This is a genomic window from Plantactinospora sp. DSM 117369, assembly GCF_053764795.1.
Genome location: NZ_CM132446.1, coordinates 2,260,520 through 2,284,806 on the forward strand (window position 1 = coordinate 2,260,520; position 24,287 = coordinate 2,284,806).

General features: G+C 70.9%; 12 protein-coding genes. 8 read left to right on the plus strand and 4 right to left on the minus strand.

All coding sequences use genetic code 11. From position 1 onward, the window contains the following. The first annotated feature begins 18 nt into the window (after positions 1 to 18). Both hemG and hemQ read left to right on the plus strand, forming a co-directional pair. Positions 19 to 1,476 carry a protoporphyrinogen oxidase gene (gene hemG, locus ACSMXO_RS10105; protein ID WP_455417478.1) on the plus strand — a complete coding sequence of 486 codons (1,458 nt, stop codon included), beginning with the start codon at positions 19 to 21 and terminating at the stop codon, positions 1,474 to 1,476. Continuing rightward, complete coding sequence (hemQ, locus tag ACSMXO_RS10110) at positions 1,473 to 2,213, plus strand: hydrogen peroxide-dependent heme synthase (RefSeq protein ID WP_455417479.1); 741 nt, start codon at positions 1,473 to 1,475, stop codon at positions 2,211 to 2,213. The genes hemG and hemQ overlap by 4 nt, the downstream gene beginning before the upstream one ends. Before the next feature lie 140 nt (positions 2,214 to 2,353). On the opposite strand, the gene ACSMXO_RS10115 is transcribed toward hemQ, so the two are convergent. From ACSMXO_RS10115 to msrB, 4 genes are all read right to left on the minus strand, one after another. Further along, complete coding sequence (locus tag ACSMXO_RS10115; RefSeq protein WP_455417480.1) at positions 2,354 to 3,877, minus strand: hypothetical protein; 1,524 nt, start codon at positions 3,875 to 3,877, stop codon at positions 2,354 to 2,356. 175 nt (positions 3,878 to 4,052) lie between these two features. Then, the gene (locus ACSMXO_RS10120) at positions 4,053 to 4,556 is read right to left on the minus strand and encodes a GNAT family N-acetyltransferase (RefSeq protein ID WP_455417481.1); all 504 of its coding nucleotides are present in this window, start codon (positions 4,554 to 4,556) and stop codon (positions 4,053 to 4,055) included. A gap of 74 nt (positions 4,557 to 4,630) precedes the next feature. Further along, positions 4,631 to 4,891: a Prokaryotic metallothionein gene (locus tag ACSMXO_RS10125; protein ID WP_318395121.1), complete on the minus strand. Its 261-nt coding sequence runs from the start codon at positions 4,889 to 4,891 to the stop codon at positions 4,631 to 4,633. 36 nt (positions 4,892 to 4,927) lie between these two features. Continuing rightward, a complete protein-coding gene (gene msrB / locus ACSMXO_RS10130) occupies positions 4,928 to 5,356 on the minus strand; it encodes a peptide-methionine (R)-S-oxide reductase MsrB (protein WP_455417482.1) in 429 nt (142 codons plus the stop codon). A gap of 186 nt (positions 5,357 to 5,542) precedes the next feature. Here msrB and ACSMXO_RS10135 point away from each other — a divergent pair, with 186 nt between their 5' ends. The 6 genes from ACSMXO_RS10135 (at position 5,543) to ACSMXO_RS10160 (ending at position 24,284) form a co-directional block, all read left to right on the plus strand. Next, entirely contained in the window at positions 5,543 to 6,022 is a 480-nt protein-coding gene (locus tag ACSMXO_RS10135; protein WP_346259583.1) for a hypothetical protein, read from the plus strand. 87 nt (positions 6,023 to 6,109) lie between these two features. Continuing rightward, entirely contained in the window at positions 6,110 to 7,138 is a 1,029-nt protein-coding gene (gene ligD / locus ACSMXO_RS10140) for a non-homologous end-joining DNA ligase (RefSeq protein ID WP_346259582.1), read from the plus strand. Positions 7,139 to 7,247: 109 nt separating this feature from the next. Continuing rightward, a complete protein-coding gene (locus ACSMXO_RS10145; protein ID WP_455417483.1) occupies positions 7,248 to 8,228 on the plus strand; it encodes an AfsR/SARP family transcriptional regulator in 981 nt (326 codons plus the stop codon). Beyond that, on the plus strand, positions 8,164 to 14,109 hold the full coding sequence (locus ACSMXO_RS10150; RefSeq protein WP_455417484.1) for an RHS repeat-associated core domain-containing protein: 5,946 nt from the start codon (positions 8,164 to 8,166) through the stop codon (positions 14,107 to 14,109). Before ACSMXO_RS10145 ends, ACSMXO_RS10150 begins: the two co-directional genes overlap by 65 nt. Before the next feature lie 205 nt (positions 14,110 to 14,314). Then, positions 14,315 to 19,936 (plus strand): RHS repeat-associated core domain-containing protein, encoded by a 5,622-nt coding sequence (locus ACSMXO_RS10155; RefSeq protein ID WP_455417485.1) that lies wholly within the window; start codon positions 14,315 to 14,317, stop codon positions 19,934 to 19,936. Positions 19,937 to 20,024: 88 nt separating this feature from the next. After that, complete coding sequence (locus ACSMXO_RS10160; RefSeq protein ID WP_455417486.1) at positions 20,025 to 24,284, plus strand: LamG-like jellyroll fold domain-containing protein; 4,260 nt, start codon at positions 20,025 to 20,027, stop codon at positions 24,282 to 24,284. Positions 24,285 to 24,287 lie beyond the last annotated feature (3 nt).

Genomic DNA, 24,287 nt, shown 5'->3' on the forward strand with positions numbered 1-24,287 from the left:
CGAGAGGCGGGCACCGGGGTGAACGACACGACACGGTCCGGCGGGCCGCGGATCGCCGTGGTCGGCGGCGGGATCACCGGGCTGGCCGCCGCGCTCCGGCTGCGGGACCGGCTCCCCGCCGACACCGAGATCACCGTGTACGAGCAGTCCGGCGCGCTCGGCGGCAAGCTGCGTACCGGGTCGCTGGCCGGAGCGACTGTCGAGTTCGGCGCCGAGGCGTTCCTGACCCGGGACCCGGCCGGCGGGGACTCGGCGGCGGTCGCCCTGGCCCGCCGAGTGGGGCTGGCCGACGCGCTGGTGCACCCGGCGATCGGGCGGGCCGCACTGGCGATCGGTGGCGAGCTGCGGCCGATGCCCCCGGGCACCCTGGTCGGAGTACCCGGTGACCTGGCCGCGGTGGCTCCGGTGGCCCGGCCGGCGGCGGAGCGGGACGCCGACGGGGGCTGCCCGCTGCTCGGCCCGGACGAGGACCCGACGGTCGGCGAGCTGGTCCGGCGGCGGCTCGGCGACGAGGTGGTGGACCGGCTCGTCGACCCGATGCTCGGCGGGGTGTACGCCGGCCGCGCCGACGAGCTGTCGCTGGCCGCCACCATGCCCGGGCTGGCCCGGGCGGCACGCGTCGAGCCGACCCTGACCGGGGCGGTCCGGGCGGCGATGGCCGCCGCGCCCCGGCCGGCCGGTACTCCCGTCTTCGCGACCGTGAACGGCGGGGTGAGCCGGCTGGTGGCCGCCGCCGCCGAGGCGGCCCGGGCCGAGATCAGGCTGAACGCGGCGGTCCGGGAGCTGCTGCCGGTCCCGGGCGGCTGGCGCCTGGTGATCGGCCCGACCCGCGACCCGGAACTGGCCGAGGTCGACGCGGTGGTGCTGGCCCTGCCGGCCCGGCCCGCCGCCCGGCTGCTCGGCGGGGTCGACGTGGCGGTCGGTGCGCTGGTCGGCCGGCTCGACTACGCCAGCGTGGCGCTGGTCAGTCTCGCCCTACCCGGCCCGCCCGACGGGGCGGCGGCGAGTGACCGCGGCGCGGTGCCGGGGGACCTGTCCGGGTTCCTGGTGCCGGCGACCGAGGGGACCCTGGTCAAGGCGGCCACCTTCTTCACCAGCAAGTGGGCGCACCTGCGCCGCCCGGACGGCACGCTGCTGCTGCGCGCCTCGGTCGGCCGGCACGGCGAGGAACACCTGCTGCAACGCGCCGACGACGAACTGGTCTCGGCGGTGCACCGGGAGCTGTCCGGGCTGCTCGGCGCGGAACTGCCCGAACCGGTCGACAGCCACGTGCAGCGGTGGGGCGGCGCGCTGCCCCAGTACGCCCCCGGCCACCTGGACCGGGTGGCCGCGGCCCGGGCCGCGCTGCGGACCGCACACCCGACCCTGGCGCTGGCCGGCGCCGGCTACGACGGGGTGGGGATTCCGGTCTGCGTACGCTCCGGCGAGACCGCGGCCGAGGAGATCATCAAGGTGCTGGGAGTATCGAGGGCATGACTGTGGAACAGACGGGTGGCGCGGAGCAGCGGGGCGGCGCGGAGCAGAGCAACGCGGCCCGGCTGCGGGAGCTGAACGAGAGCATCCGCTACACCATGTGGTCGGTGTTCCGGGCGACCGGCCCGCTGCCGGAGGCCCGGGACGGCATCGCGGCCGAGGTCGAGTCGCTCTTCGAGGAGCTGGCCGGCAAGGACGTGGTGGTCCGGGGCAGCTACGACGTCTCCGGGCTGCGCGCCGACGCGGACCTGCTGATCTGGTGGCACTCGTCGTCCAGCGACGCGCTCCAGGACGCGTACGGGCGGCTGCGGCGTACCGCGCTCGGCCGGCAGTTGGCGCCGGTCTGGTCGCAGATGGCGCTGCACCGGCCGGCGGAGTTCAACAAGAGCCACGTACCGGCGTTCCTGGCCGGCGAGCCGGCCCGGGGTTACGTCTGCGTCTACCCGTTCGTCCGCTCCTACGAGTGGTATCTGCTGCCCGACGCCGAGCGCCGGGAGATGCTGGCCGAGCACGGCATGATGGCCCGCGGCTATCCGGACGTCCGGGCCAACACGGTCGCCTCGTTCGCGCTCGGCGACTACGAGTGGCTGCTCGCCTTCGAGGCCGACGAACTGCACCGGATCGTCGACCTGATGCGCGACCTGCGCGCCTCCCGGGCCCGCCGGCACGTCCGCGAGGAGGTGCCGTTCTTCACCGGCCGGCGCCGGAGCATCGGCGAACTGGTCAACGCGCTGCCGTGACGCGAACGCGCCGCCCTGCCGTCGGTGCTGCCGGGTCGTCGGCTCCGGACCCGACCGCAGCCGGGCAGCACCTGGTCGGAGGGGAGTAGGGGGCAACGGCGTCGCGCCGCTGCCCCCTACTCCTTCCGTTCCTGAGAGCGTCAGTCGACGACCGTGACGATCCGGCGGCGCCGGGCCACGACGACGCCGAGCACACCGGCGGCGAGCAGCAGCACACCGCCGAGCGCGACCAGTCCGGCCCGGGCACCGGTCACCGGCAGGCCACCGCCGGCACCACCGGTCTCCAGGGTGATCGGCGCGGTGTTGTTGCCGGCGTTCTTGTCCTGCACGCCGCCGTCGACGACGATCGAGCCGGCCGCCCCGGGCTCGCCGGCAATCTTGACCGTAAAGTCGAAGAGCCAGGTCTTACCCGACTGGAGCTGCTCCGACGGCCAGCAGTGGTACGACAGGCCGTCCACCACTCCTCGCCGGTCCGCACCGTTCGGGTTGGCGGTGTTCGGCTCGCACTGCTCGTCGACCTTGAGCACCGACAGGCCGGCCGGCAGGACCACCTCGGCCGACGACGACCACTCCTCACCCGGGGTGAGGGTGTTCGCCGGGCCGTCGTTGCGGATGCCGACCCGGATCGACCTGGTCTCGTCGACCGCACCGTCGACGGTCGCCCCGATCGCGACACTGTCCGCCTCGTGCAGCGGCACCTTCACGGTGAACGCGGTCTCGTTGTCGTCGTGGTTCAGGTCCTCCGCCGGGGCCCGCAGCGCCTTGCTGGTCGGGACCAGCCGGAGCCGCTTGCCGCTCGACTTGTTGCCCGCCTGGCTGAGCCGCTGCTCGGCCTCCTCGTCGGTCAGCGGCAGCACGGCGGCCCAGGCCCCGTAGGTGTCCGGGCCGGCCGCCTTGTCGGCCACCTTGAGCCGCAGCGGCGTCGCGGGATCGATCTCGAAGGTCTCGTCCGGGCCGAGCGCTCCGTCCACAATGCAGGTCAGGGCGAGGTCGTCCCGGCTGTACAGGCAGTTCTCGTACGGGTTGGGCAGTTCCAGGTAGTGGGTGGTGCTGATCACCACGGCGACCGCGTCGGCGGCGACGGTGCCCTCGTTGCGGGCCGAGATCGGCACGTTGGTCGAGGCGCCGGCCTTCAGTTCGACGTCGGCGATCCGGCCGATCACCAGGTCGATGCCGGGGCCGCTGACGTGGACGATGCTATCCGTGCTGGCCTCGCCCATGGTGTTCTCCGCGCTGGAGGTCGCGGTGATGGTGCCGCCCCACGGGGTCTCGTCGAGGTTTCCGGGTGCGATCCCGATGGTGTAGGTGTGCGTCGTGCCGGCCGCGAGTTCCGCGAGCGTGCAGGTGGCCACCGCGCCGGAGACGGTGCAGCCCTGGTCGGTGCCGGGCAGCGTGGCGGTGATGGCGGCGGGCAGCCCGGAGACGTCGACCTTCACCGAGACGTTGCGGGCGGCGACGCGCGAGTAGTTGTCGATGGTGAGCTTGACCGGCTTGGGCTTGGTCGCGTTCTGGGCGACGTTGACGACGGCCGGCAGCGACGGGTACGCGGCGGCGTACGGTGACTCGGGCTCCTGGGCACCGGCCGGCATGGCGGCGGCGACCGTGGTCAGGGCGACCACGGTGACGGCCACGCCGATCCGGGCCAAGGGCAGGAGGGGGCGCATGTACACCTTCCATGGGGTTACGTAGAAAGGCGCCGGGGCAAGATCTCCACGGCGGTGATCGGGAGGCTAGAGGTGGCCCGGTCGGGCCAGCAACCCCGCCCGGCACAAACCCCGCGAATGCCCGCGATCGGCGGGCAGTTCCATCCGAACCGCCGGTCTGGGCTGGCCAGGCAGACTAGTCCGCCGCCTCGGCCCGGTCCGCCGGGTCGCGGCGCATCGGCACGTGCGGGATGCCGTCCTCGACGTACTCCGGGCCGCTCACGGTGAAGCCGTAGCGGGCGTAGAAGTCGACCAGGTGCGACTGGGCGTCGAGTACGCAGGGCCGGGAGCCGACCACGGCCAGCGCCTCGGTCATCAGGCGTCCGGCGTACCCGCCGCCCCGGGCCTGCCGGGCCACCACCACCCGGCCGATCCGCTCCACCCCGCCCGGGTCGGCGAGCAGTCGCAGGTACGCGATCGGCACGCCGCCCTCGGCCAGCCACAGGTGCCGGGTGCCCGGCTCGACGTCCCGGCCGTCGAGTTCGGGATAGGCGCAGTCCTGCTCGACCACGAAGACGTCGACCCGCAGCTTCAGCAGGTCGTGCAGGGTCCGGGTGTCGAGGTCGGCGAACGAGGCGACCCGGAGCTCGACCCGCTCCGCGGGATCCGCCTGGCGCGGTGGCGTCTGCGACTGCTGCATCCCGCGATGGTAGGCCGGCACCGGCGCGGACCGTCGCCGGGGAGATCCGGCGGCGTCAAGAGCCGGGTGGAGCGTCAGGCCGGGCGGGCGCCGACAGCGTCCCGGATCTCCGCCCCGCGCTCGCCCTCGACGACCCGGGCGCAGTGCCCGCAGCAGAAGAACCGGCCGGAGACCTCGACACCGTGCCCCATGATCCGGATGCCGCAGTGCTCGCAGACCGGGGCGAGCTTGTGCGCCGCGCACTCGAACGAGTCGAAGGTGTGCACGTCCCCGCTGGTGGTGCGGACCTCGAACGCCATCCAGTAGTCGTTGCCGCAGACCTCGCAGGTCGCCATGTCGAATTCCCCCGTTTCACCGCATCTGCGGTGATTCTACGTGGCTGACGGGTCGAGGCGCATCGAGATCGAGTTGATGCAGTACCGGGCGTTCGTCGGGGTGAAGCCCTCGCCGTCGAAGCGGTGCCCGAGGTGGGAGTCGCAGGTGGCGCAGCGCACCTCGATCCGGACCATGCCGAGCGAGCGGTCCTCCAGGTAGCGGATCGCGCCGGGCAGTGCCTGGTCGAAGCTCGGCCAGCCGCAGTGCGAGTCGAACTTGGTGTCGCTGGAGAAGAGTTCCGCCCCGCAGGCCCGGCAGTGGTAGGTGCCGGCGGTCTTGGTGTCCACGTACTCGCCGGTCCACGCGCGTTCCGTGCCCGCCTGGCGGAGCACCCTGAACTCCTCCGGAGTGAGCCGGACCCGCCACTCCTCCTCGGTGCTGGGCAGCTTGCCTGCCTGGTCGTCCCGGACACTGTTGTCAGCCATACCCCAACGGTACGGCGGAGATCGTCGGGCGGCTAAGCGCCTCGTCGGGGCGGCCGAGCACCGCAGATTCGTCGGAAAACAGCGAGAAACAACTGGTTAATCACCGCCCGGCGACCGAGTCGTTGACAGGACATGCGGGCGGCCACCGGGCCGGGGGGAGAGCGACGGCGACGCGAGCACCGGCCGGTGCTGGCCGAGTTCCGGCTGACCTGGCGGCAGGCGGTGGTCCGGGGGCTGCGCTGGGGCGGTCTGGGCAGTGGTGCCGTGATCGTGATCGTCAGCACGCTGCCCGGGCACCGGGAACTCTCCGAACTGGCCTGGGCCGCCGTGCTGGCCCCGCTGCCGCTCGGGATGCTCTGCGGCGCCGCCGACCGGCTCCGGGCCCGGGTTCGGCTGGACGATGCGGGGCTGCGGGGCCGGGCGTACGGGGGGTACGCCTTCGTGGCCTGGCCGCGGGTGGTCGACGTCCGGGCGGAGCGCCGCCGGGGTCGTACCGTCGTCGCCGTCTACCTCGGCGATGCCGGGCCGCTGCGGCTGCCCGCCCCCTACGACGGCGGTCTGCTGGACCGGGATCCCCGGTTCGAGCAGAAGCTCGTGCTGATCTGCCAGGTCTGGGAGGCACACCGGCACGGCAGCCGGGAGCGGGAGGCGCGACCCCTGTCCTGAGCGGCCGTGCCGGCTGTCCGGCCGTGGTGGCGGGCGGCGTCTCCGTGTCGGGTCACCCGTGTCGGACCGGTGGCATAGGGTCGGCGCATGGCTGGTGGCAGCGCGAAGGCGAAGCCCGTCGAGGTCGAGGTGGCCGGGCACACGGTACGGCTGAGCAGCCCGGACCGGGTCTACTTCCCCCGTCGCGGGTTCACCAAGAAGGACATGTTCGACTACTACCTCGCGGTCGGCGACGGGATCATGCGCGCCCTGGGCAACCGACCGACGGCGTTGCAGCGCTTCCCGGAGGGCATCGAGGGGGAGATGTTCTACCAGAAGCGGGTGCCGGCGCGGGGCGTACCGCCCTGGATCCAGACCGCGAAGATCCAGTTTCCGAGCGGCCGGAGCGCCGACGAGCTCTGCCCGGCCGACCTGGCGCACGTCGCCTGGGCGGCCCAGATGAGCACGGTGGTCTTCCATCCCTGGCCGGTCCGGGGCACCGACGTCGACCGCCCCGACGAGCTGCGGATCGACCTCGACCCGCAGCCCGGCACCGACTTCGCCGACGCGGTGGAGGCGGCCGGCGAGGTGCGCGGGCTGCTGGACGAGCTGGGCGCGACCGGCTGGCCGAAGACCTCCGGCGGCCGGGGCGTGCACGTCTATCTGCGGATCGCGCCCCGGTGGACCTTCACCGAGGTGCGCCGGGCGGTGATCGCGTTCGCCCGGGAGGTCGAGCGGCGCCGCCCCGACCTGGTCACCACCTCCTGGTGGAAGGAGCAGCGCGGCGAGAAGGTCTTCATCGACTACAACCAGATGGCCCGGGACCGGACGATCGCCTGCGCCTACTCGCTGCGGGCCAATGCCCGGGCCACCGTCTCCACCCCGGTCACCTGGGACGAGCTGCCGGACGTGGAGCCGGACGACTTCGACCTGAAGACGGTACCGGAGCGGGTGGCGAGGATCGGCGATCCGCACGCCGGCATCGACGACGCCCCGTGGGACATCACCCCGCTGCTGGAGTGGGCCGACCGGGACGACCGGGACGGCGCGGGCGGGGATCTGCCGTACCCGCCGGACCATCCGAAGATGCCGGGGGAGCCGAAGCGGGTACAGCCGTCCCGGGACCGCGACCGGTAGCCCCGACCAGGCTGCGGCCGCCGAAACCGGGGCTCCAGCCGTTCGGGTTTGTTCGCGTCCGTTCGGGACGCTGGACAGGCCGCGACCGGCGCCGTGACGATCTCCGGCTATGGAGCAGTTGACGGTGAACCTGCTGGGTCCGATGGAGGTGTGGCAGCGAGGTCGCCTGGTGTCGATTCCCACCGGGAAGGCGCGCACACTCCTGGCGATGCTGCTGCTCTACCGGGACCGAGTGCTTCGGCGGGCGACAGCCTATACCGAACTGTGGGGTGACGCCGTGCCTGCCTCGGCTGCCTCGAACTTTCGCAGCTACCTGGCGGAGTTGCGGCTGTGGTCGATGGATCTGGGCGGTCAGCTGTTCCAGGCCAGCTCTGGCTGGTCCTTGACCATCGGCGGTAACGTCGACGCCCTGCGATTCCAGACCATGATCGATGATGGTCGCGGTGCGCGGCGCCGCGGCGACCCGGCCTCGGCGCTCAGGCTTCTCGCCGATGCGGTTTCGCTGTACCGCGGTGCTCCGATGCTCGACGTAGCGCAGGGGCCGGCCCTTTTCGGCTACGCCCAGGCCCTGCTCGTCCAGTGGCAGTCCGCCGTGGAGGATTCCGCCGAACTGCTGATCGAGGCCGGTGAGCCGGATCGCGCCCGCCTGCTGTTGCAAGACTTCGTCAGCCGCCAGCCATACCGCGAGCGGGCCTGGGGCCAGCTCATGGTGGCATGTAGCCGCAGCGGCGATGTCGCGGCGGCCGTCGACGCGTTCCGGCGCGCCTGCGGGTACCTGGCCAGCGACCTCAACGCGCGGCCAAGCCCGCTGCTGACGGCGCTGTACGAGGCGATCCTGCGCGGGGATCCGCGGGTACGGCTCGGGCCCGGTCCGGTGCCGCACTGCTCGCGGGGTTGGCACCGGGGCACCGGGGCGGTGTGCGCTCCGAAATGCGCACAGGCGTGCGGCGCTGACCGATCCTGCGCGCATGACAGAACCAGTAACACGATGGCGAGCGGTTGTGGCGGCAGCGACTGCGGTGGCGATGGCAGCGACCCTGCTGACCGCCACACCGGCGCAGGCGGAGCCCGATCGTCCACGTCGACCTGACCGGGCCAAGCCGGCCTCGGTACCGGGCGCCAACGCCGCGCCGACCAGTGGGCACAAGCCCGGGCGTGAGGAGGCCACGTTCCTGCGCACCTCGCCGGGCGCGAGCTGGCAGGCCACGGTCGCCGCTCCTTCCGGGGTACGGGCGGAGGTGCTCGACCGGGCCGCCGCCACCCGGGCCGGAGTGAAGGGCCTGCTGCTGCGGGTATCGAGCGACGAGGCAAAAGTTGCGTCCGTCGAGGTCGACTACGGCGGGCTGAGACACGCCTACGGCGGCGACTGGGCCTCGCGCCTACAGATCGTGCGGGTCTACGACGGCAAGGTGTTCCCGGCCCGCAACGATCTGAAGGGCGGAAGGCTGCGGGCGGAGCTGCCGCTGCCGGGCAGGTCCCGACTGCCGAGTGGGCTGCGCGCGGCCGACGAGCCGGGGCTGGCCGAGGCGAGCCTGTTCGCGGTGACCGCCGCCGCCAGCGGTCCCAACGGTAGTTTCCAGGCCACCACCCTGTCGCCGTCGTTGAGCTGGCAGGTCGGGTTGAACTCCGGCGACTTCGGCTGGTCGTACCCGATCGGGGTGCCCGACCTCCCTGGCTTGACCCCCGACCTGGGCCTCGGCTACTCCTCCGGCAGCGTCGACGGGCGGATGGCCGCGACGAACAACCAGCCGTCGATCATCGGTGAGGGCTTCGACTCGCAGGCGGGGTTCATCGAGCGCTCGTACCAGTCCTGCAAGGAGGACGGGCAGGCGACCTCGCAGGAGTTGTGCTTCGCCTCCCAGAACGCGACCGTCGCGCTGCCCGGCATCACCGGTGAACTGGTCCGGGATGACGCGACCGGCGTGTGGCGATCGGAGGAGGACAGCGGCTGGCGGGTGGAACTGCTCACCGGAGCCTCGAACGGCGACAACGACGGCGAGTACTGGCGGCTGACCTCACCAGACGGCACCCAGTACTTCTTCGGCCGTTCGGCGGCGGCGAAGTCGGCGTGGACCGTCCCGGTCTTCGGCGATGACGCCGGGGAGCCGTGCCACCAGGCGGCCTTCGCCAACGCGTGGTGCACCCAGGCGTACCGGTGGAACCTCGACTACGTCGTGGACACCCACGGCGACGCCATGGCGTACTACTACGACACCGAGACCAACTACTACAGCCGGGCCCAGTACGTACGGTCGGGGCATCTGAACCGGATCGAGTACGGCTTCCGCGACGGCTCGACCGCGCCCGCGGCGGGGCGGGTGTTGTTCACCCCCGCGCCGCGCTGCATTCCCGGCGCCGTCTGCGACCCCGCCACCCACCCGCAGAACTTCCCCGACGTGCCGTTCGACCAGCAGTGCACGAGCACGAGCTGCCTAGTCCCGACACCGACGTTCTGGACAGCCAAGCGGCTGGCGAAGATTACGACGCAGGTCTACCACAACGCCGGATACCGGGATGTGGCGTCGTGGACGCTCAACCACGAGTTTCCGGCTAACGGCGACGGCACCGATCCGGGGTTGTGGCTGGAGTCGATCGTCCAGGCTGGCCACGCCGGCGGGACGGTGACCATGCCGCCCGTGCAGTTCGACGGGGAACTGCTCGACAACCGGGTCGACGGGCTCGACATGGCACGCCCGTTCGCCAAGTGGCGGCTCAACGCGATAACCAACGAGACCGGTGGCCGGATCGAGGTCACGTACGCCGAGCAGGAGTGCCAGCGGACCAGCCTGCCCACGCCCGACAACAACGTCATGGCCTGCTATCCGGGGTACTGGCTGATGGGTGGTTCCACCGAGCCGACACTCGACTGGTTCCACAAGAACGTCGTCTCCAGGGTGGTCGAGCGGGACCTGACCGGTAGCGGCAACGCCCCGGAGGTCACCGAGTACGAGTACCTCGGCGGCGCCGGGTGGGCCCACGACGATGGCGAGTTGACCCCGGCCCGGTTCAGGTCGTGGGGCCAGTTCCGTGGCTACCAGCGCACCCGGGTCAAACACGGCGACCCGCTGGCCGGGCCGCAGCGGGTGGAGGAGCACCTGTTCCTGCGTGGCATGGACAACGACCTGCTGTCGACCGGTTCGCGGCGCGACGTGTGGGTCAGCGACTCGCAGGGCGGCAGCGTCGAGGACAAGCCGGTGCGGCGTGGCTTCACCCGCGAGGTGACGACCTTCAACGGGACCGACTGGCTCAGCAGGACCATCTCGGAGCCCTTGGAGATCCGCAAGACGGCCAGCCGCAACCGGGCGGTCGGGCCGCTGGAGGCGTACCTGACCGAGGAGCGGTCCGAGCGGGAGTACACCAAGCATCCGGGCGGGGTCTGGGTGACCGAGACCGTCTACTCCTACGACGACTACGGCCGGGTGATCCTGACCGACGATCGCGGGGACACGTCCACTCCCGATGACGACACGTGCGCCCGGACGTCGTACACGCAGAACCTGACGTCGTGGATCATCGACACGGTGGCCAGGATGGAGACGGTCAGCGTGGGCTGCTCCGTCACGCCGTCGAGCGGCGACCTTCTCAGCGACGAGCGCCACTACTACGACGGCGCGACCAGCATCACCACGCCGCCGGTCAAGGGAGACCAGACGAAGTCGGAGGAGGTGTCCGAGCCCGGCACGTATGTGCCGATCGGCAGCCTCCGGTACGACGTGCACGGCCGGCCGGTCGAGTCGACCGATCCGTCCGGTGACAAGAGCACGGTCACCTACACCCCGGAGACGGGTGGGCCGGTGACGGCGGTCGCGGAGACCAACGCCCTCGGGCACACCAGCACCACCTCGATCGACCCGCTGCTCGGCACCGTGCTCTCCACGACGGATGCCAACGGTGTACGCACCGACATGACCTATGACGCGCTGGGCCGGCTCACCGCGGGCTGGGCTCCGGGACGCAGCAAGGCGGCAGGCCAGTCCCCGTCTGCCAGGTTCTCCTATCTGGTACGGGGCAACGCGCCCTCGGTCGTCAGCAGCAGCACCTTGCTGTCCAACGGCTCGTACCTGGTCAGCCACAACCTTCTTGACGGCTTCCTGCGGCTGCGCCAGACGCAGAGCCCGTCACCGGTCGGCGGACGGGTCATCACCGACGTGTTCTACGACAGCCAGGGCAGGGTGGAGAGGACCAACGACGACTACTGGAACGAGAACTCCACCCCGGCGACCGCTCTGTTCAAGGCGGCCGACGAAAAGGTGGTGGCGCAGACGCGCTACCTGTTCGACACGGCCGGACGCGAAACCGACGAAATCCTTTTGTCGGGTGGCGTCGAGAAGTGGCGTACCACGACGTCGTACGGCCCGAACTGGACGGCGACCGACCCGCCTGCGGGCGGTACGCCGACGATGGAGATCTTCGACCTCGAGGGCCGTACCGTCGAGCTGCGCCAGTTCCACGGCGCCTCGCCGGCCGGTGGCTACGACGCGACGAAGTACACCTACAACAAGGCCAGGCAGCAGGCGAGCGTGACCGACGCGGCCGGAAACGTCTGGCGCTACTTCTACGACCTGCGCGGCCGGGTGATCCGGGACGAGGATCCGGACTCCGGCGTCACCACCCATACCTACGACGACGAGGACCAGGAGATCTCCAGCACCGACTCGCGCGGCATCACACTGACCAACACGTACGACGCGTTGGGCCGCAAGACCGGTCACTTCAACGGGCAGACCAAGCTGGCCGCGTGGACGTACGACACCCTGCCCAACGGCAAGGGGCTGCCGGTGGCGTCGCAGCGCTACGTCGACGGCAGCGTCTACTCCAGCGAGGTCACCGGGTACCAGCAAGGAACCGGCCGTACGCTGGGCTCGAAGGTGACCATTCCCGCCGTGGAGGGGAGCCTGGCCGGTACGTACACGACCAGCCTGACCTACGACGCGTTCGGGCGGCTCAGCAGGACCGGGCTGCCGGCGGTGGTGGGACTGCCCAACGAGACCCTCACCCACGGCTACAACCTGTTCGACCAGCCGCAAACCCTGTCCGGATTGGACAAATACGTCGCAGACACCTGGTATGACGAGTTTGCCAGGGTCGTCGGCACACTGCACGGCACGCAGGGGCGCCAGGTCTGGTCCGGGTTCGGGTTCGACCCGGTGACCGGCCGGCTGGAGCTGGCCACGATGGACCGAGAGGACGAGGACAATCCCGGCGTGTCGGCGTTGACCTACCGCTACGACCCGGTCGGCAACGTGCTGTCCAGCTCAGATGCCGTCTCCGGCGACCAGCAGTGCTTCGGCTACGACTATCTGACCCGGCTGACCGAGGCATGGACACCGTCGTCCGGTGACTGCGGCGACGCCCGATCCGCGGCCGCGCTCGGCGGACCCGCACCGTACTGGCACTCGTTCAGCTACGACAAGACCGGAAACCGGCTGTCCGAGGTCCGGCACGCGGCGGGCGGGGACACCAGCCGGGCGTACACCTATCCTGCGGCGGGGTCGGCGCAGCCGCACACCCTGAAGTCGGTGACGACCATTGGCCCCGGGGTGGCCAAGACCGACACCTACAGCTACGACAGCGCCGGCAACATGCTGACCCGGCAGGGCCAGAACCTCAGCTGGGACGCGGAGGGGCAGTTGGCGCGTATCGGCGACACCTCGTTCCTCTACGACGCCGACGGCAACCGGTTGATCCGGCGCGACCCCTCCGGTACCACGCTCTACCTCGACGGACTGGAGATCCATCAAGGTACCGGCGGGGCTGTCTCGTCGACCCGCTACTACGGCAACGTCGCCGTGCGCAGCGCGGCCGGGCTCAGCTGGCTGGTCTCCGACCACCAGGGCACCGCCAACATCGCCATCAAGGCGTCGGACCTGTCGGTGACCCGGCGGTACCAGACCCCGTTCGGGCAGTCGCGCGGCACCGCCGTAGGTTGGCCGTCGGAGCGTGGCTTCGTCGGCGGGACAAAGGATCCGTCTACCGGGCTGGTCCATCTCGGGGCGCGCGAGTACGACGCGGACATCGGGCGCTTCATCTCGGTCGACCCGATCATGGACGACACCGATCCGCAGCAGATGAACCCGTATCCGTACGCCAACAACTCGCCGGTCACCTACTCCGACCCGGACGGGTTGAAGTACAAGTGCTCCAACCCTAGGCAGTGTGACGGCAGCGCCGCGAAGCAGAGGGCGGATGCGGCCAAGCGCAAAAAGTGGGAGGCGGCCCAGAAGCGCGCCCGCGCGGAGCAGGCCCGCAAGGAGCGGATCCGGGCCCGCAACCAGGCGGCGGCGGCCAAGGTGCGCGCCAAGAAGGCGCGGCAGGATGCAGCCCGCAAGCGCGCGGAAGATCGCCGGAAGGAGCGCATCCGCGCCAAGAACCAGGCGGCGGCGGCCAAAGCGGCGGCCAAGGCGGCCCGGGACAAGGCCAAGAAGGAGCGGGCGGCGCAGAAGAAGCGTGACGATGCGCTGGCGAAGTGTGGTGGAAGCATCCGCGCCTGCAACAAGAAGGATGAAGAGCGCTACATGAAGAAGGTCTGCTACAACAAGGCCTCCTGCGAGCACTATGAGCGCCGTTTCGTCAAACCGAAGGGTCCCGCGCAGAAGTCGAAGACTCCGGCGCCGAAAAAGCCTTTGACCTGCTGCGGCGGCTCAGGGGATTGGACTCGGAAAGACTACGAAAACGCGCTGAAGATCACCCATGAGATTGCTGGCATCGGGAACTGGGGCGGCGCGGCTGTTGCAGCTGGATGTGCGGCTATCTACTTTGCGCCTTGCGCCACTATAGCTGCAGGTGTGAGTAGGGTCAGTGCCTTCACTCAAGTCGGTGCCTCGACCGTTCTCGCCATCGACGCATGTGACCGAGGGGAGGACTGCGCGACGTCGGTCCTGGCTGTCGTCAACGACGTCGGCGGGGCTGTGGCGCCGCAAGTGGCCCTGTGGGGCACGATGAGGTGGCTCGACAAGAGAACCCGACCGTAGGTATTTGGTCATTTTGCACAACAGCGCGGTGGCGTGGGTGACCACGTCACCGCGCTTCGGTGTTTGAGTCCTGCTTCGTGTGGAACAGGCGCCGGCGGCGATCCTTCGTGTGCGTTCCGCTATGCGCCTGGGTGTGCGGCACATAGCAACGCTTGTAGCCGGCCCGCTCCACAGCGGGCCGGCTACTCGTTGCTGGAGGCTGGCTGTGCGACGTTTCGGCTTGATACTGCTCTGCGCCCTGTCGCTCGTGGCGCAACCCCTTCCCGCGCGGGCCGCTCCGGACGACACGGCCGGACGTATGGCGCTGAGCGGCAAACCCGGCCCGGGCGTGCCCGCCCGGGCGCCCATGGGCGACGCGGCGAGCAGGAACGCGTGGCGCACGGCGCCTGCGGTCACCTGGCCGGCGCCCGGCGTAGCGGAGGTCAAAGCGACCGAGGTCGAGAAGGCCGACGCGGACGCGCCGAAGCTGACGCGGGCCGGAACGCTGCCGATCTGGCTCGGGCAGTCGGCGACCGTACGGCTGCTGCGCTCCGGGAAGGACTCCGGCGTTGTCTTCAGCGTCACCGGCGCGGCCGGGCGGGCGCCGATCGAGGTGGACTACACCGGCTTCCGGCACGCGTTCGGCGGCGACTACGCGGCCCGACTCAAGCTGGTACGCCTCGACGGCCAGCCCATCACCAGCAACAACGACCCGATCCGTGGCCGGGTGACGACGACGGGCGCGGATGGCGTCTACGCGTTGGTCGCCACGTCGAGCAGCAGCGCGGGCAGCTACCGGGCGACCAGCCTGGCGCCGTCGGCGACCTGGCAGGTGGGCCTGAACTCGGGCGACTTCACCTGGTCCTACCCGATCACCTTGCCCCAACTGCCCGGTCCGGTCCCGGACCTGAGCCTCTCCTACAACTCGGGCGCCGTCGACGGGCGGATCGGTTCCACCAACAACCAGCCGTCCGTGGTCGGCGAGGGGTTCGACCTGCGTACCGGCTACATCGAGCGGTCCTACCACGCCTGCGACCAGGACGGCCAGGCGGGCGTCGCCGACCTGTGCTACCTGTCGCCCAACGCGGTCGCGGTGTTGCCCGATTTCACGACTGAACTCGTCCGCGACAAGGACACCGGCACGTGGGCGGCGCAGCGCGAGAGCGGGTGGCGGATCGAGCAGCTGTTCGGCGCGTCCAACGGGGACAACGACGGCGAGCACTGGCGGCTGACCTCGCCCGGTGGCGTGCAGTACTTCTTCGGTAGCAGCGCCTCCGCCAGCTCGGCCTGGACGGCGCCGGTTTACGGTGACGACGGTGGCGAACCCTGCCACCAGGCGACGTTCGCCGCGTCCTGGTGCCAGCAGACCTACCGCTGGATGCTGGACAAGGTCGTCGACCCGCACGGCGACGCGATCACCTACAGCTACGAGAAGGAGACCAACAACTACAGCCGGGCCGGGACGATCACCCCGTACGTGCGCAGTGGTCACCTGGTCGGCATCGAGTACGCCGGGGGCGCGGCCCGGGTGGTGGTCACCGTGGCCGGCCGGTGCCTGCCCGGATCAACCTGTGCCAGCAGCGAACCGGCCAACTTCCCCGACGTCCCGTACGACCAGGAGTGCGGCACCAGCAGTTGCGCCTACCTCGCCCCGACGTTCTGGTCCAGCAAGAGGCTGGCGAAGATCACCACGCAGGTGAACAGCGGCAGCGGCTTCCGCGACGTCGACTCCTGGACGCTGACCCACTCGTTCCCGGGCACCGGCAGCAGCGGTGCCGACGCGGCACCCGCGCTGTGGCTGGAGTCGATCACCCGTGCCGGCCACGTCGGCGGCACCGTCACGCTCCCGCCGGTGAAGTTCGCCGGGACCATGCAACGCAACCGCCTCGAGGCGATCGACGGCAAGGTACCCCTCAACAAGTACCGGATCCACGGCATCGTCAACGAGACCGGCGGGCAGATCAAAGTCAACTACTCGCTCGTCGACTGCGCCGCGGGCAGCACGCCGGCTCCGGACAGCAACGTGCGCAAGTGCTTCCCCGCGTTCTGGAGCCCCGGCGGCACCGGAATGGCCCTGGACTGGTTCCACAAGTACGTCGTCAACGCGGTGATCGAGGAGGACCTGGTCGCCGGGCGTACGGCGAAGGTCACCCAGTACGAGTACCTCGACCCCGGCGCGGTGCTGTGGAGCCACGACAACTCCGAGATCCTGCCCGCCACGCAGCAGTCCTGGGGGCAGTGGCGCGGATACCAGCGGGTGCGGGTGCGTACCGGCGGCCAGTCGGTCACCGAGTACCTGTTCCTGCGCGGGCTGTACGACGACAGGGACGCCGACGGCGACCAGCGTCTGATCACGGTGGACGGCGTCGAGGACCGGGCGGCGTTCAGCGGCATGGTCCGGCAGACCGCGGTATTCGACGAGTCGAACGTGATCAGCCGTACCACGTCCCAGCCGCGGCTCCTGGGCACCACCGCGACCCGGCCGCGCGCCTCCGGCACGTTGGAGGCGACCCTGGCCGATGAGGTGTCGGAGCGGACACTCATCACGCTGGCCGGCGGGGGAACGCGGACCGTGGAAAAGCGCTTCGGCTACGACAGCCGAGGCCGGCTGCTGCACACCAGCGACCTCGGCGACACCTCGACCACGGCCGACGACAGCTGCCTGCGCAACACCTACACCGAGAACACGACCACCTGGATCATCAACACCATCGGCCGGGTGGAGACCCTGGACGCGGCGTGCGACGCGACCGGAACGACGCTGACCGATGTGAAGAACACCTACAGCGACGCCGGTGACCTCACCAGGGTCGAGGAGTGGAACGGCAGCGGCTTCGTCACCGCCTCCCGCACGGTTCCCGACCGCCACGGCCGCCCGCTGGAGCAGTACGACGCGCTGGGGCACGTCACCCGTACCGCGTACACCCCGGCGACGGGTGGACCGGTGACCCGCACGGTGCGGACCAACCCGCTGGGCCACAGCGTGACCACCGACTTCGAGCCACTGCGCGGCACCGTCTCGTCGACCGAGGATGCCAACGGCAACGTCACGCGCACCGGCTACGACGCACTGGGTCGGCTCGCCGCGGTGTGGCTGCCGGGCCGGGCCACCACGGCGACGGCGAACGTGCGATACGAGTACCTGGTACGCGCGAGTGGACCATCGGTGGTGACCACCCGGCCGCTGATCGGCCCGGTCAGCCACGAGCTGTACGACGGCCTGCTGCGCCCGGCGCAGACCCAGACGGGCTCCCCGACCGGTGGCCGCATCGTCACCGACACCGTGTACGACGGTGCCGGTCGGGTCTCCCGGGACATCGACGCGCGCTGGGACGCCGGGTTGCCCGGCACCAGCCTGCTCGCCGTGCCCACCACCCCAAATCGCGAAACGCGGTACAGCTATGACGGGGCGGGCCGGGTCACCGGCGAGGCCCTCTACTCGGGTGGGGTGCAGCAGTGGCGCACCACGACCGCGTACGGCGGCGATCGGGTGGACGTCGACCCGCCGCAGGGCGGCACGGCCACGACGTCCATCCTGGACGGACATGGCCGGACCGTCGAGCTGCGGCAGTACGCCGGTGGCGCACCAACCGGCGCCTACGACGCCACCCGGTACACGTACACCAGGCTGGGCCAGTTGCACACGATCACCGACCCGGCGGGCAACGTGCGGCGCAACACCTACGACAGCCGGGGGCGGCAGATCAGGGCCGAGGCGCCGACCACCGGCACCGTCGTGCTGGGCTACGACGACGCCGACCGGCTCATCTCCCGCACCGACGCGCGCGGCCGGACCCTGACCTACGGCTACGACGACCTGGACCGGCGCACCGCCCTGCGCGAGGGTGCCAGCACGCTCGCCGAGTGGGCGTACGACACCGCACCGGGCGGCAAGGGGCTGCTCGCGTCATCGACGCGGCACTCCGGCGGCGCGGCGTACGTCTCGGCGGTCACCGGCTACGACGAGCGGGGCCGGCGCAAGGGCACGGCGGTGACCGTCCCGGCGGCCGAGACCGGGCTGGCCGGCACGTACACCACGACGTTCACCTACCACGAGGACGACCAGCCCGCCACGACGACGCTACCGGCGGTCGGTGGCCTGGCGCAGGAGACGCTGACCCACGGCTACGACGCGCTGGGTAACCCGGACACGCTGACCGGGCTCGCAGCCTACGTCGCCGACACGACGTACGACGAACTCGGGGCGCTGGACTCGCGCTCGTCCGGCCCTGCCGGACGGCAGGTTCACCGCAACTACGACTGGGACCAGGCCACCCGCTGGCTGGCGTACCTGTCGGCGTATCGCGACGTGGAGGCCGGGCCGACGCTGGCCGACCGCGCCTATGGCTACGACGCCACGGGCAACGTGACCTCCATCGTCGACAACCTGGACGACACCGCCGACCGGCAGTGCTTCCGCTACGACCAGCTGCAACGGCTCGTGCAGGCATGGACGCCGGCCGGTGAGTGCAGCGGGTCGCCGACGACCGGCAACCTGAGCGGGCCCGCGCCGTACTGGCACGACTACAGCTACGACAAGATCGGCAACCGGCTCGCCGAGGTGTGGCACGCGGCGGCCGGCAACACCACCCGGACCTACGCCTACCAGGCCGAGCAGCCGCATCTGGTGCGGTCGGTGACCACCAACGGGTCCACGACCGCGAGCTACGGCTACGACGCCTCCGGCAACACCACCTCACGGCTGGGGCAGGCCGTCAGCTGGGACGCCGAGGGACGGGTGGCCACCAGCGGAGCCGAATCCACCGTGTACGACGCCGACGGCAACCAGCTCGTCCGGCGCGATTCGGCGGGTACCACCGTCTATCTCGGGCACACCGAGGTGCGCCGGGCCACCTCCGGGTCGGTGACCGCGACGCGCTACTACGGCCAGGCCGACAGCGTTGTCGCGGTACGCACGCCGGCCCGGCTGAGCTGGCTGGTCGACGACCACCAGGGCACGGCCACCGTCGCGGTCGCCGACCAGGCCGGCCAGCCCACCGCCCGCCGCTACCCGTTGCCGTTCGGCGCCACCCGTGGCGCCGCGCCCACGTGGTGGGACGGCGAACGGCGGTTCGTCGGCGGCACCGTTGGACCGGCCGGGCTGATTCACCTGGGCGCGCGCGACTACGACCCGGCGATCGGCCGGTTCCTCTCCGCCGACCCGATCGTCGACACCGACGATCCGCAGCAGATGCACGGCTACTCCTACGCCAACGGCAGCCCGGTGACGCTGTCGGACCCGGACGGGCTCAAGGCCAAGAAGTCGTCGCCGCGGTTCCCCGCCAAGAAGGACTCCGACCGGCTGCGCGGAATCGTGATCGACCGCCTTCTGAGCCAGCCGTACGACGACTACTTCGTGTGCGAGGGCTGCGGTTGGGAGTACTACGGCGACACCATCTGGGACATCGGCGGGTACTACGACGACAGCTACGGCTACGACACCTACGACGAGCCGCAGGTCCGGTACACCTACCAGCAGACCGAGTGTGGCGGCTGGGGCGGCCAGTGCGTGACGCCGCGGCCGTACGAGTGGGTGGCCGACTACGATGCGGCGCCGGTCTCGCCGTACTCGCCTGCGGTCCCGCCGTCCTCGTGGACGGGCGGCGGGGGCACTGTCATCGGCTACGATCTGATGCTTCCGTCCTGGTACTCGATATCGATCCCGGCCTCGGCGCGGTCCTCGTCCTCCTCCGGATCGGGCTGGGGCAGCTTCGGCTCCACCGGCGCACTCGACCGGTGGCCGTCGATGACCTGGGACCCGCCACGGCAGACCGGCCCGTGGACGGGCATCGGGTCGGGCGGCGTATGGCTGCCCGGTCTCGGGTCGTCGCTGGTTCGTCACCGGTAGGCGGTGCGCCATGAGACGTGGTGTGCTGACGGCGCTAATGGGTCTGGCCATCTCGGGCACCCTCGCCATCCCTGGATCCGGCGGGACCGTGTCCGCCGAATCCCCTCCGGCCCGCGAACCGGTCGCGGGCCAGGAGGCGGGTCCGGTCGCCGGGCCGGAGCCGGGTCCGGTCGGGGAGGCGGCGGGTCTGGCCGCGGCCCGCCGCACCGGCCGTCCGGTGGAGGTCACCGCGCTGACCACCCCGACCCGGCAGGTCTTCGCCCGCCCCGATGGCACGATGTATGCCGAGGTGAAGTCGAGCCCTGTGCGGGTCAGGCGGGGCAACGGCTGGACGCCCATCGACACCACCCTGGTGCGCCAGCCGGGCGGGTTCATCGCACCGAAGGCGTCCACTGCGGACGTCCGCTTCTCCACCGGTGGGGACGGGCCGTTCGCCAGCCTCATCGACGGTGCCAGGCGGGTCGAGCTGAGCTGGCCCGGCCGGCTGCCTGAGCCGCACCTGGCCGAGGACTCCGCGACTTACCCGGCCGTGCTGCCCGGTGTCGACCTCGTCGTGACCGCCACGCCCACCGGGTTCACGGAGAAGCTGGTGGTGCACACGCCGGAAGCCGCCCGGCACCCGGCCGTTTCGCGGATCCGGTTCGGGTTGCGTACCGAGAACTGGACGCTGACCGGCGACCAACTGCCGGCCTTCATGTGGGACTCGTCGCCGCGGGCCCGCAGGCACCCCATGAAGGTGGAGGTCGGCCGGGACAGCCTGACGGTCGTCCCGGATCCGGCGGTGCTGTCCGACCCGAACCTGGTCTACCCGCTGCACCTGGATCCGGAGGTGCCGACGCCCCGGCCGCACTGGGCGATGGTGTGGTCGGCGATGCCCAGTCAGAGCTACTACGACACATCATGGGACGCGCAGGTCGGTATCGACCCGGCCGACCAGCCAGCAGGTGGCCGGTGGCGCTCCTACTTCGAACTCGACACGTCGTTCGCCGCCGGCAGGTACATCATCAGTGCGACCTTCCGGGCCACGCTGGTGTACTCCTACAGTTGCGCAGCCGAACCGGTGTACCTGTGGCACACCGGCACGATCAACTCCGGCACCACCTGGAGCAATGCGCCCGGCAAGATCTCCGAGGTGGGTGCCCCGGTCACCACCATCAAGGCCGGCCATGAGGCGTGCCCCGGTATGCCGATCGCCGAGTTCGACGCCACCTCCCTGATCACCGATGCCGCCGCGCGGTCGTGGCAGCACGTCACCGTGGCGCTAGTGGCCGACGAGAGTCCCACCGGTGTGGGCGGCAAGCGTTTCGAGAACGACGCCCGGTACGCCCACAAGGTCCCCGGCATCGGGGTGGTGTACAACTCCGCCCCAGAGGCACCCGTCGTGGAGCCGACCACGACCATGCCCGGCTGCGCCGGCTCGCCGGAGATGTGGGTCACCACGTTGACCCCCGAGCTGTCGGTGACCGTCGCCGACGCCGACACCGGCGACCGCCACGGCATCGATTTCGAGATCCGGGCTGCCGGCACCGAGCCGGCGCTGCACACCCCGCCCAGGACCGTGCCGGGGATCCACCAGTACGACGTGCCCGAGGGGGTACTCGCCGACGGCGGCCGGTACGAGTGGCGGGCGCGGGCGAGCGACGGCATCGACATCGGCCCGTACAGCCCGTGGTGCCCGTTCACCGTGGACGTCACCGCCCCGGTCCGGACTCCGACCGTCACCTCACAGCACTTTCTTCCGATCACATCCGGGCAGACGTATGGCCTCCGCGTCGACCAGATCGGCCAGTTCACCTTCGACGCGGGCGGTGATCCGGACGTGGCCGGGTACGAATACGAGATCCGGGTGCCCGGTCGGGCACCGGTGGGTGGACGCGTCATGGCGCCTGCTCCGGGCGCGGCCGCCTCGCTGGAGTACCGGCCGCTGGTCGGCGGAACACGGTCGACGTACCAGATATGGGTGTGGTGTGTGGACGCTGCGGGCCACCGCGGCCCGGAAAACCCGCGTTACCAGTTCCGGGTCAAGGAACTGCCCGCCGTCGTCGGCCTGCACTTCGACGAGGGAGCGGGAAACATCGCGGACGACGCCAGCGACGCCGGCGCGAGTGGCACGCTGACGCTCAACCCGGGGATGTCCTGGGTGGACGGATATGCGGGTTCGGGCGTACGCCTGAACGGGGCGCCCGGGGCCGGTGGCGTGGCCGCGCAGAGCGCGGTCGACACGGCGCAGAGCTTTACGGTGATGGCCTGGGCGCGGCTGCTGTCCGACGACATCGACAACTCTCGGGCCCTGAACATCGTGGGCCACGCCGGCAACGGGTTCGCGCTGCGGTATCAGAAGGTCAACAAGCGCTGGCAGTTCGCCACGCGGCTGAGCGGGGCCGCCGACGCGCCGGAAGCCGTCGCGGCTTCCGACACTCTGGCGCAGGTTGGCGTCTGGACCCACCTCGCGGGCGTGCACGACGCGGCCGCCGGCCAGATTCGGCTGTACGTCAACGGACGGCTCGCCGGCACCGCACCGTTCAGCACGCCGTGGACGGCCGCCGGCCCGCTGCGGATCGGGCCGTTGCAGGACAGTCCGGTATGGACCGGTGACCTGGACGAGGTCAGCGTCATCGACACGGCCGTGTCCGAGACGATGATCCGCGACGACATGGGCTGGTTGGGCCAGTTCGGCGGTGAAGGGCACTGGCGATTCGACGAGGGCAGCGGCATCGTCGCGCCCGACGACTCCGGAAACCGCCACACCGCGGTGCTGTACTCCCAGGCGTCCTGGACGAGCGCGCGGCACGGTGCCGGGGCGCGGTTCGACGGCGGCTGGGCGCACACCGACTACCCCGTGATCGAGCCCAACGCCAGCTACACGGTCGCCGCCTGGGTCAAGCTCGACCGGCTGCCCGGACAGGACCAGTACATCGCGGTGAGCCAGGACGGTCGCTGGGACAGCCGGTTCAGGCTCGGCGTTTCCCGTGGCATGGGCATGCCCAACGGCTGGATCTTCGCCGTGAACGCCGCCGACACCCCCGACGACGGGGTTGCCGGCAGCCAACCCAGCTGGGTCCAGGGCGACATCCTGGAGCAGGTCGGCGTCTGGACCCACCTGGCCGGAGTGTACGACCAGGCCGCGGGCCAGATCCGGCTCTATGTCAACGGGCGGCTCGCCGGTACCGCACCGTTCGTCAACGCCCCGCCCGCCGTCAGCTCCCTGGTATTCGGGCGTTGGCAGAACGAGGGTTTCCGGGTCGGCGCCTGGCCCGGGACGATCGACGACGTCCGCGTGGCGCAGCGCGCCCTGTCCAGCTCGGAGATCGAGGCGTGGATGGACTGGCCCAAGCAGGCGGCCAGCGCCCGCTGGACCTTCGAAGAGGGCAGCGGCACGGTCGCGGTCGACGTGAGCGACAACGACCACACGCTGTCCCTGGTCGACCGCGTGAGCTGGGTCACCGTGCCGACGGGCAAGGCGTTGCGCCTGGACGGGCAGACCATTCCGGACTGGCCGTTCGACGGTGCACACGGTCGTACCGGCGGGCCGATCGTGCCTGCGGAAGGCGGCAGTTTCACCGTCGCGGGCTGGGCGCGGCTGGACAGCCTGAGCGGGTCCGCCGCACTGCTGAGTCAGGACGGGGTCAACGACAGCGGGTTCAGTCTGCGCTTCGACGGCGGGGGAACCAAGGCGTGGTCGTTCCGGATGGCCAAACAGGACAGCCTCGCCAGTGATGAGTACGCCGTGGCCCGGGGTGGCACCCCGCAAGCGGGTGTCTGGACCCACCTGGCCGGAGTGTACGACCATTCGGCCGGAACCCTGAGGCTCTACGTCAACGGGTCGCTGGTGGCGACGACCAGTTATCGAGCGACCTGGTTCGCCAACCGGGCGTTCATCGTCGGCCGCGAGTACGGCAGCGGCTACGGATGGCCGATGTCCTGGTGGAAGGGCGAGGTCGACGACATACACGTGCTGGATCATGCGGCGACCGCCGCCGAGATCGGGCAGATCAAAGGCACTCCGCCGGTGCTGCCACCGACGCCGGTGGTGAGCGCCTCCGGCTACTGCGAAGCGACCGGGTATCCCGGCGGTTGGGGCGTCCGCGTCAGCGGCAGCGTTGCCGACACGACGCTCAACATCAGCAGCGCGTACGTGTCGTACTACGCCGGCGGTGTCGACCCCGAGGGCGCGTCGCCGTCGGGCAGCGTGTCGCTGAGCACGAGCGGACGCTCCTTCAACGGTAACTTCCCGAGCATGTCCGGGTGGGAGTTCATCGGCGGCAGCGGGGCCAGCTGGACTGTCACGGTCACGTTGAGCGATGGGAAGTCGTACAGCAGATCCGGCTACACCAGTAGGTGTGGATGATCG

Excerpts from the sequence above, each read along its gene's own strand:
- ACSMXO_RS10125 (WP_318395121.1), bottom strand. The coding sequence starts at position 4,891 with ATGGCGACCTGCGAGGTCTGCGGCAACGACTACTGGATGGCGTTCGAG.
- ACSMXO_RS10150 (WP_455417484.1), top strand. The coding sequence starts at position 8,164 with ATGGCAGCGACCCTGCTGACCGCCACACCGGCGCAGGCGGAGCCCGAT.
- msrB (WP_455417482.1), bottom strand. The coding sequence starts at position 5,356 with ATGGCTGACAACAGTGTCCGGGACGACCAGGCAGGCAAGCTGCCCAGC.
- ligD (WP_346259582.1), top strand. The coding sequence starts at position 6,110 with ATGGCTGGTGGCAGCGCGAAGGCGAAGCCCGTCGAGGTCGAGGTGGCC.
- ACSMXO_RS10120 (WP_455417481.1), bottom strand. The coding sequence starts at position 4,556 with ATGCAGCAGTCGCAGACGCCACCGCGCCAGGCGGATCCCGCGGAGCGG.
- ACSMXO_RS10115 (WP_455417480.1), bottom strand. The coding sequence starts at position 3,877 with ATGCGCCCCCTCCTGCCCTTGGCCCGGATCGGCGTGGCCGTCACCGTG.
- ACSMXO_RS10145 (WP_455417483.1), top strand. The coding sequence starts at position 7,248 with ATGGAGCAGTTGACGGTGAACCTGCTGGGTCCGATGGAGGTGTGGCAG.
- hemQ (WP_455417479.1), top strand. The coding sequence starts at position 1,473 with ATGACTGTGGAACAGACGGGTGGCGCGGAGCAGCGGGGCGGCGCGGAG.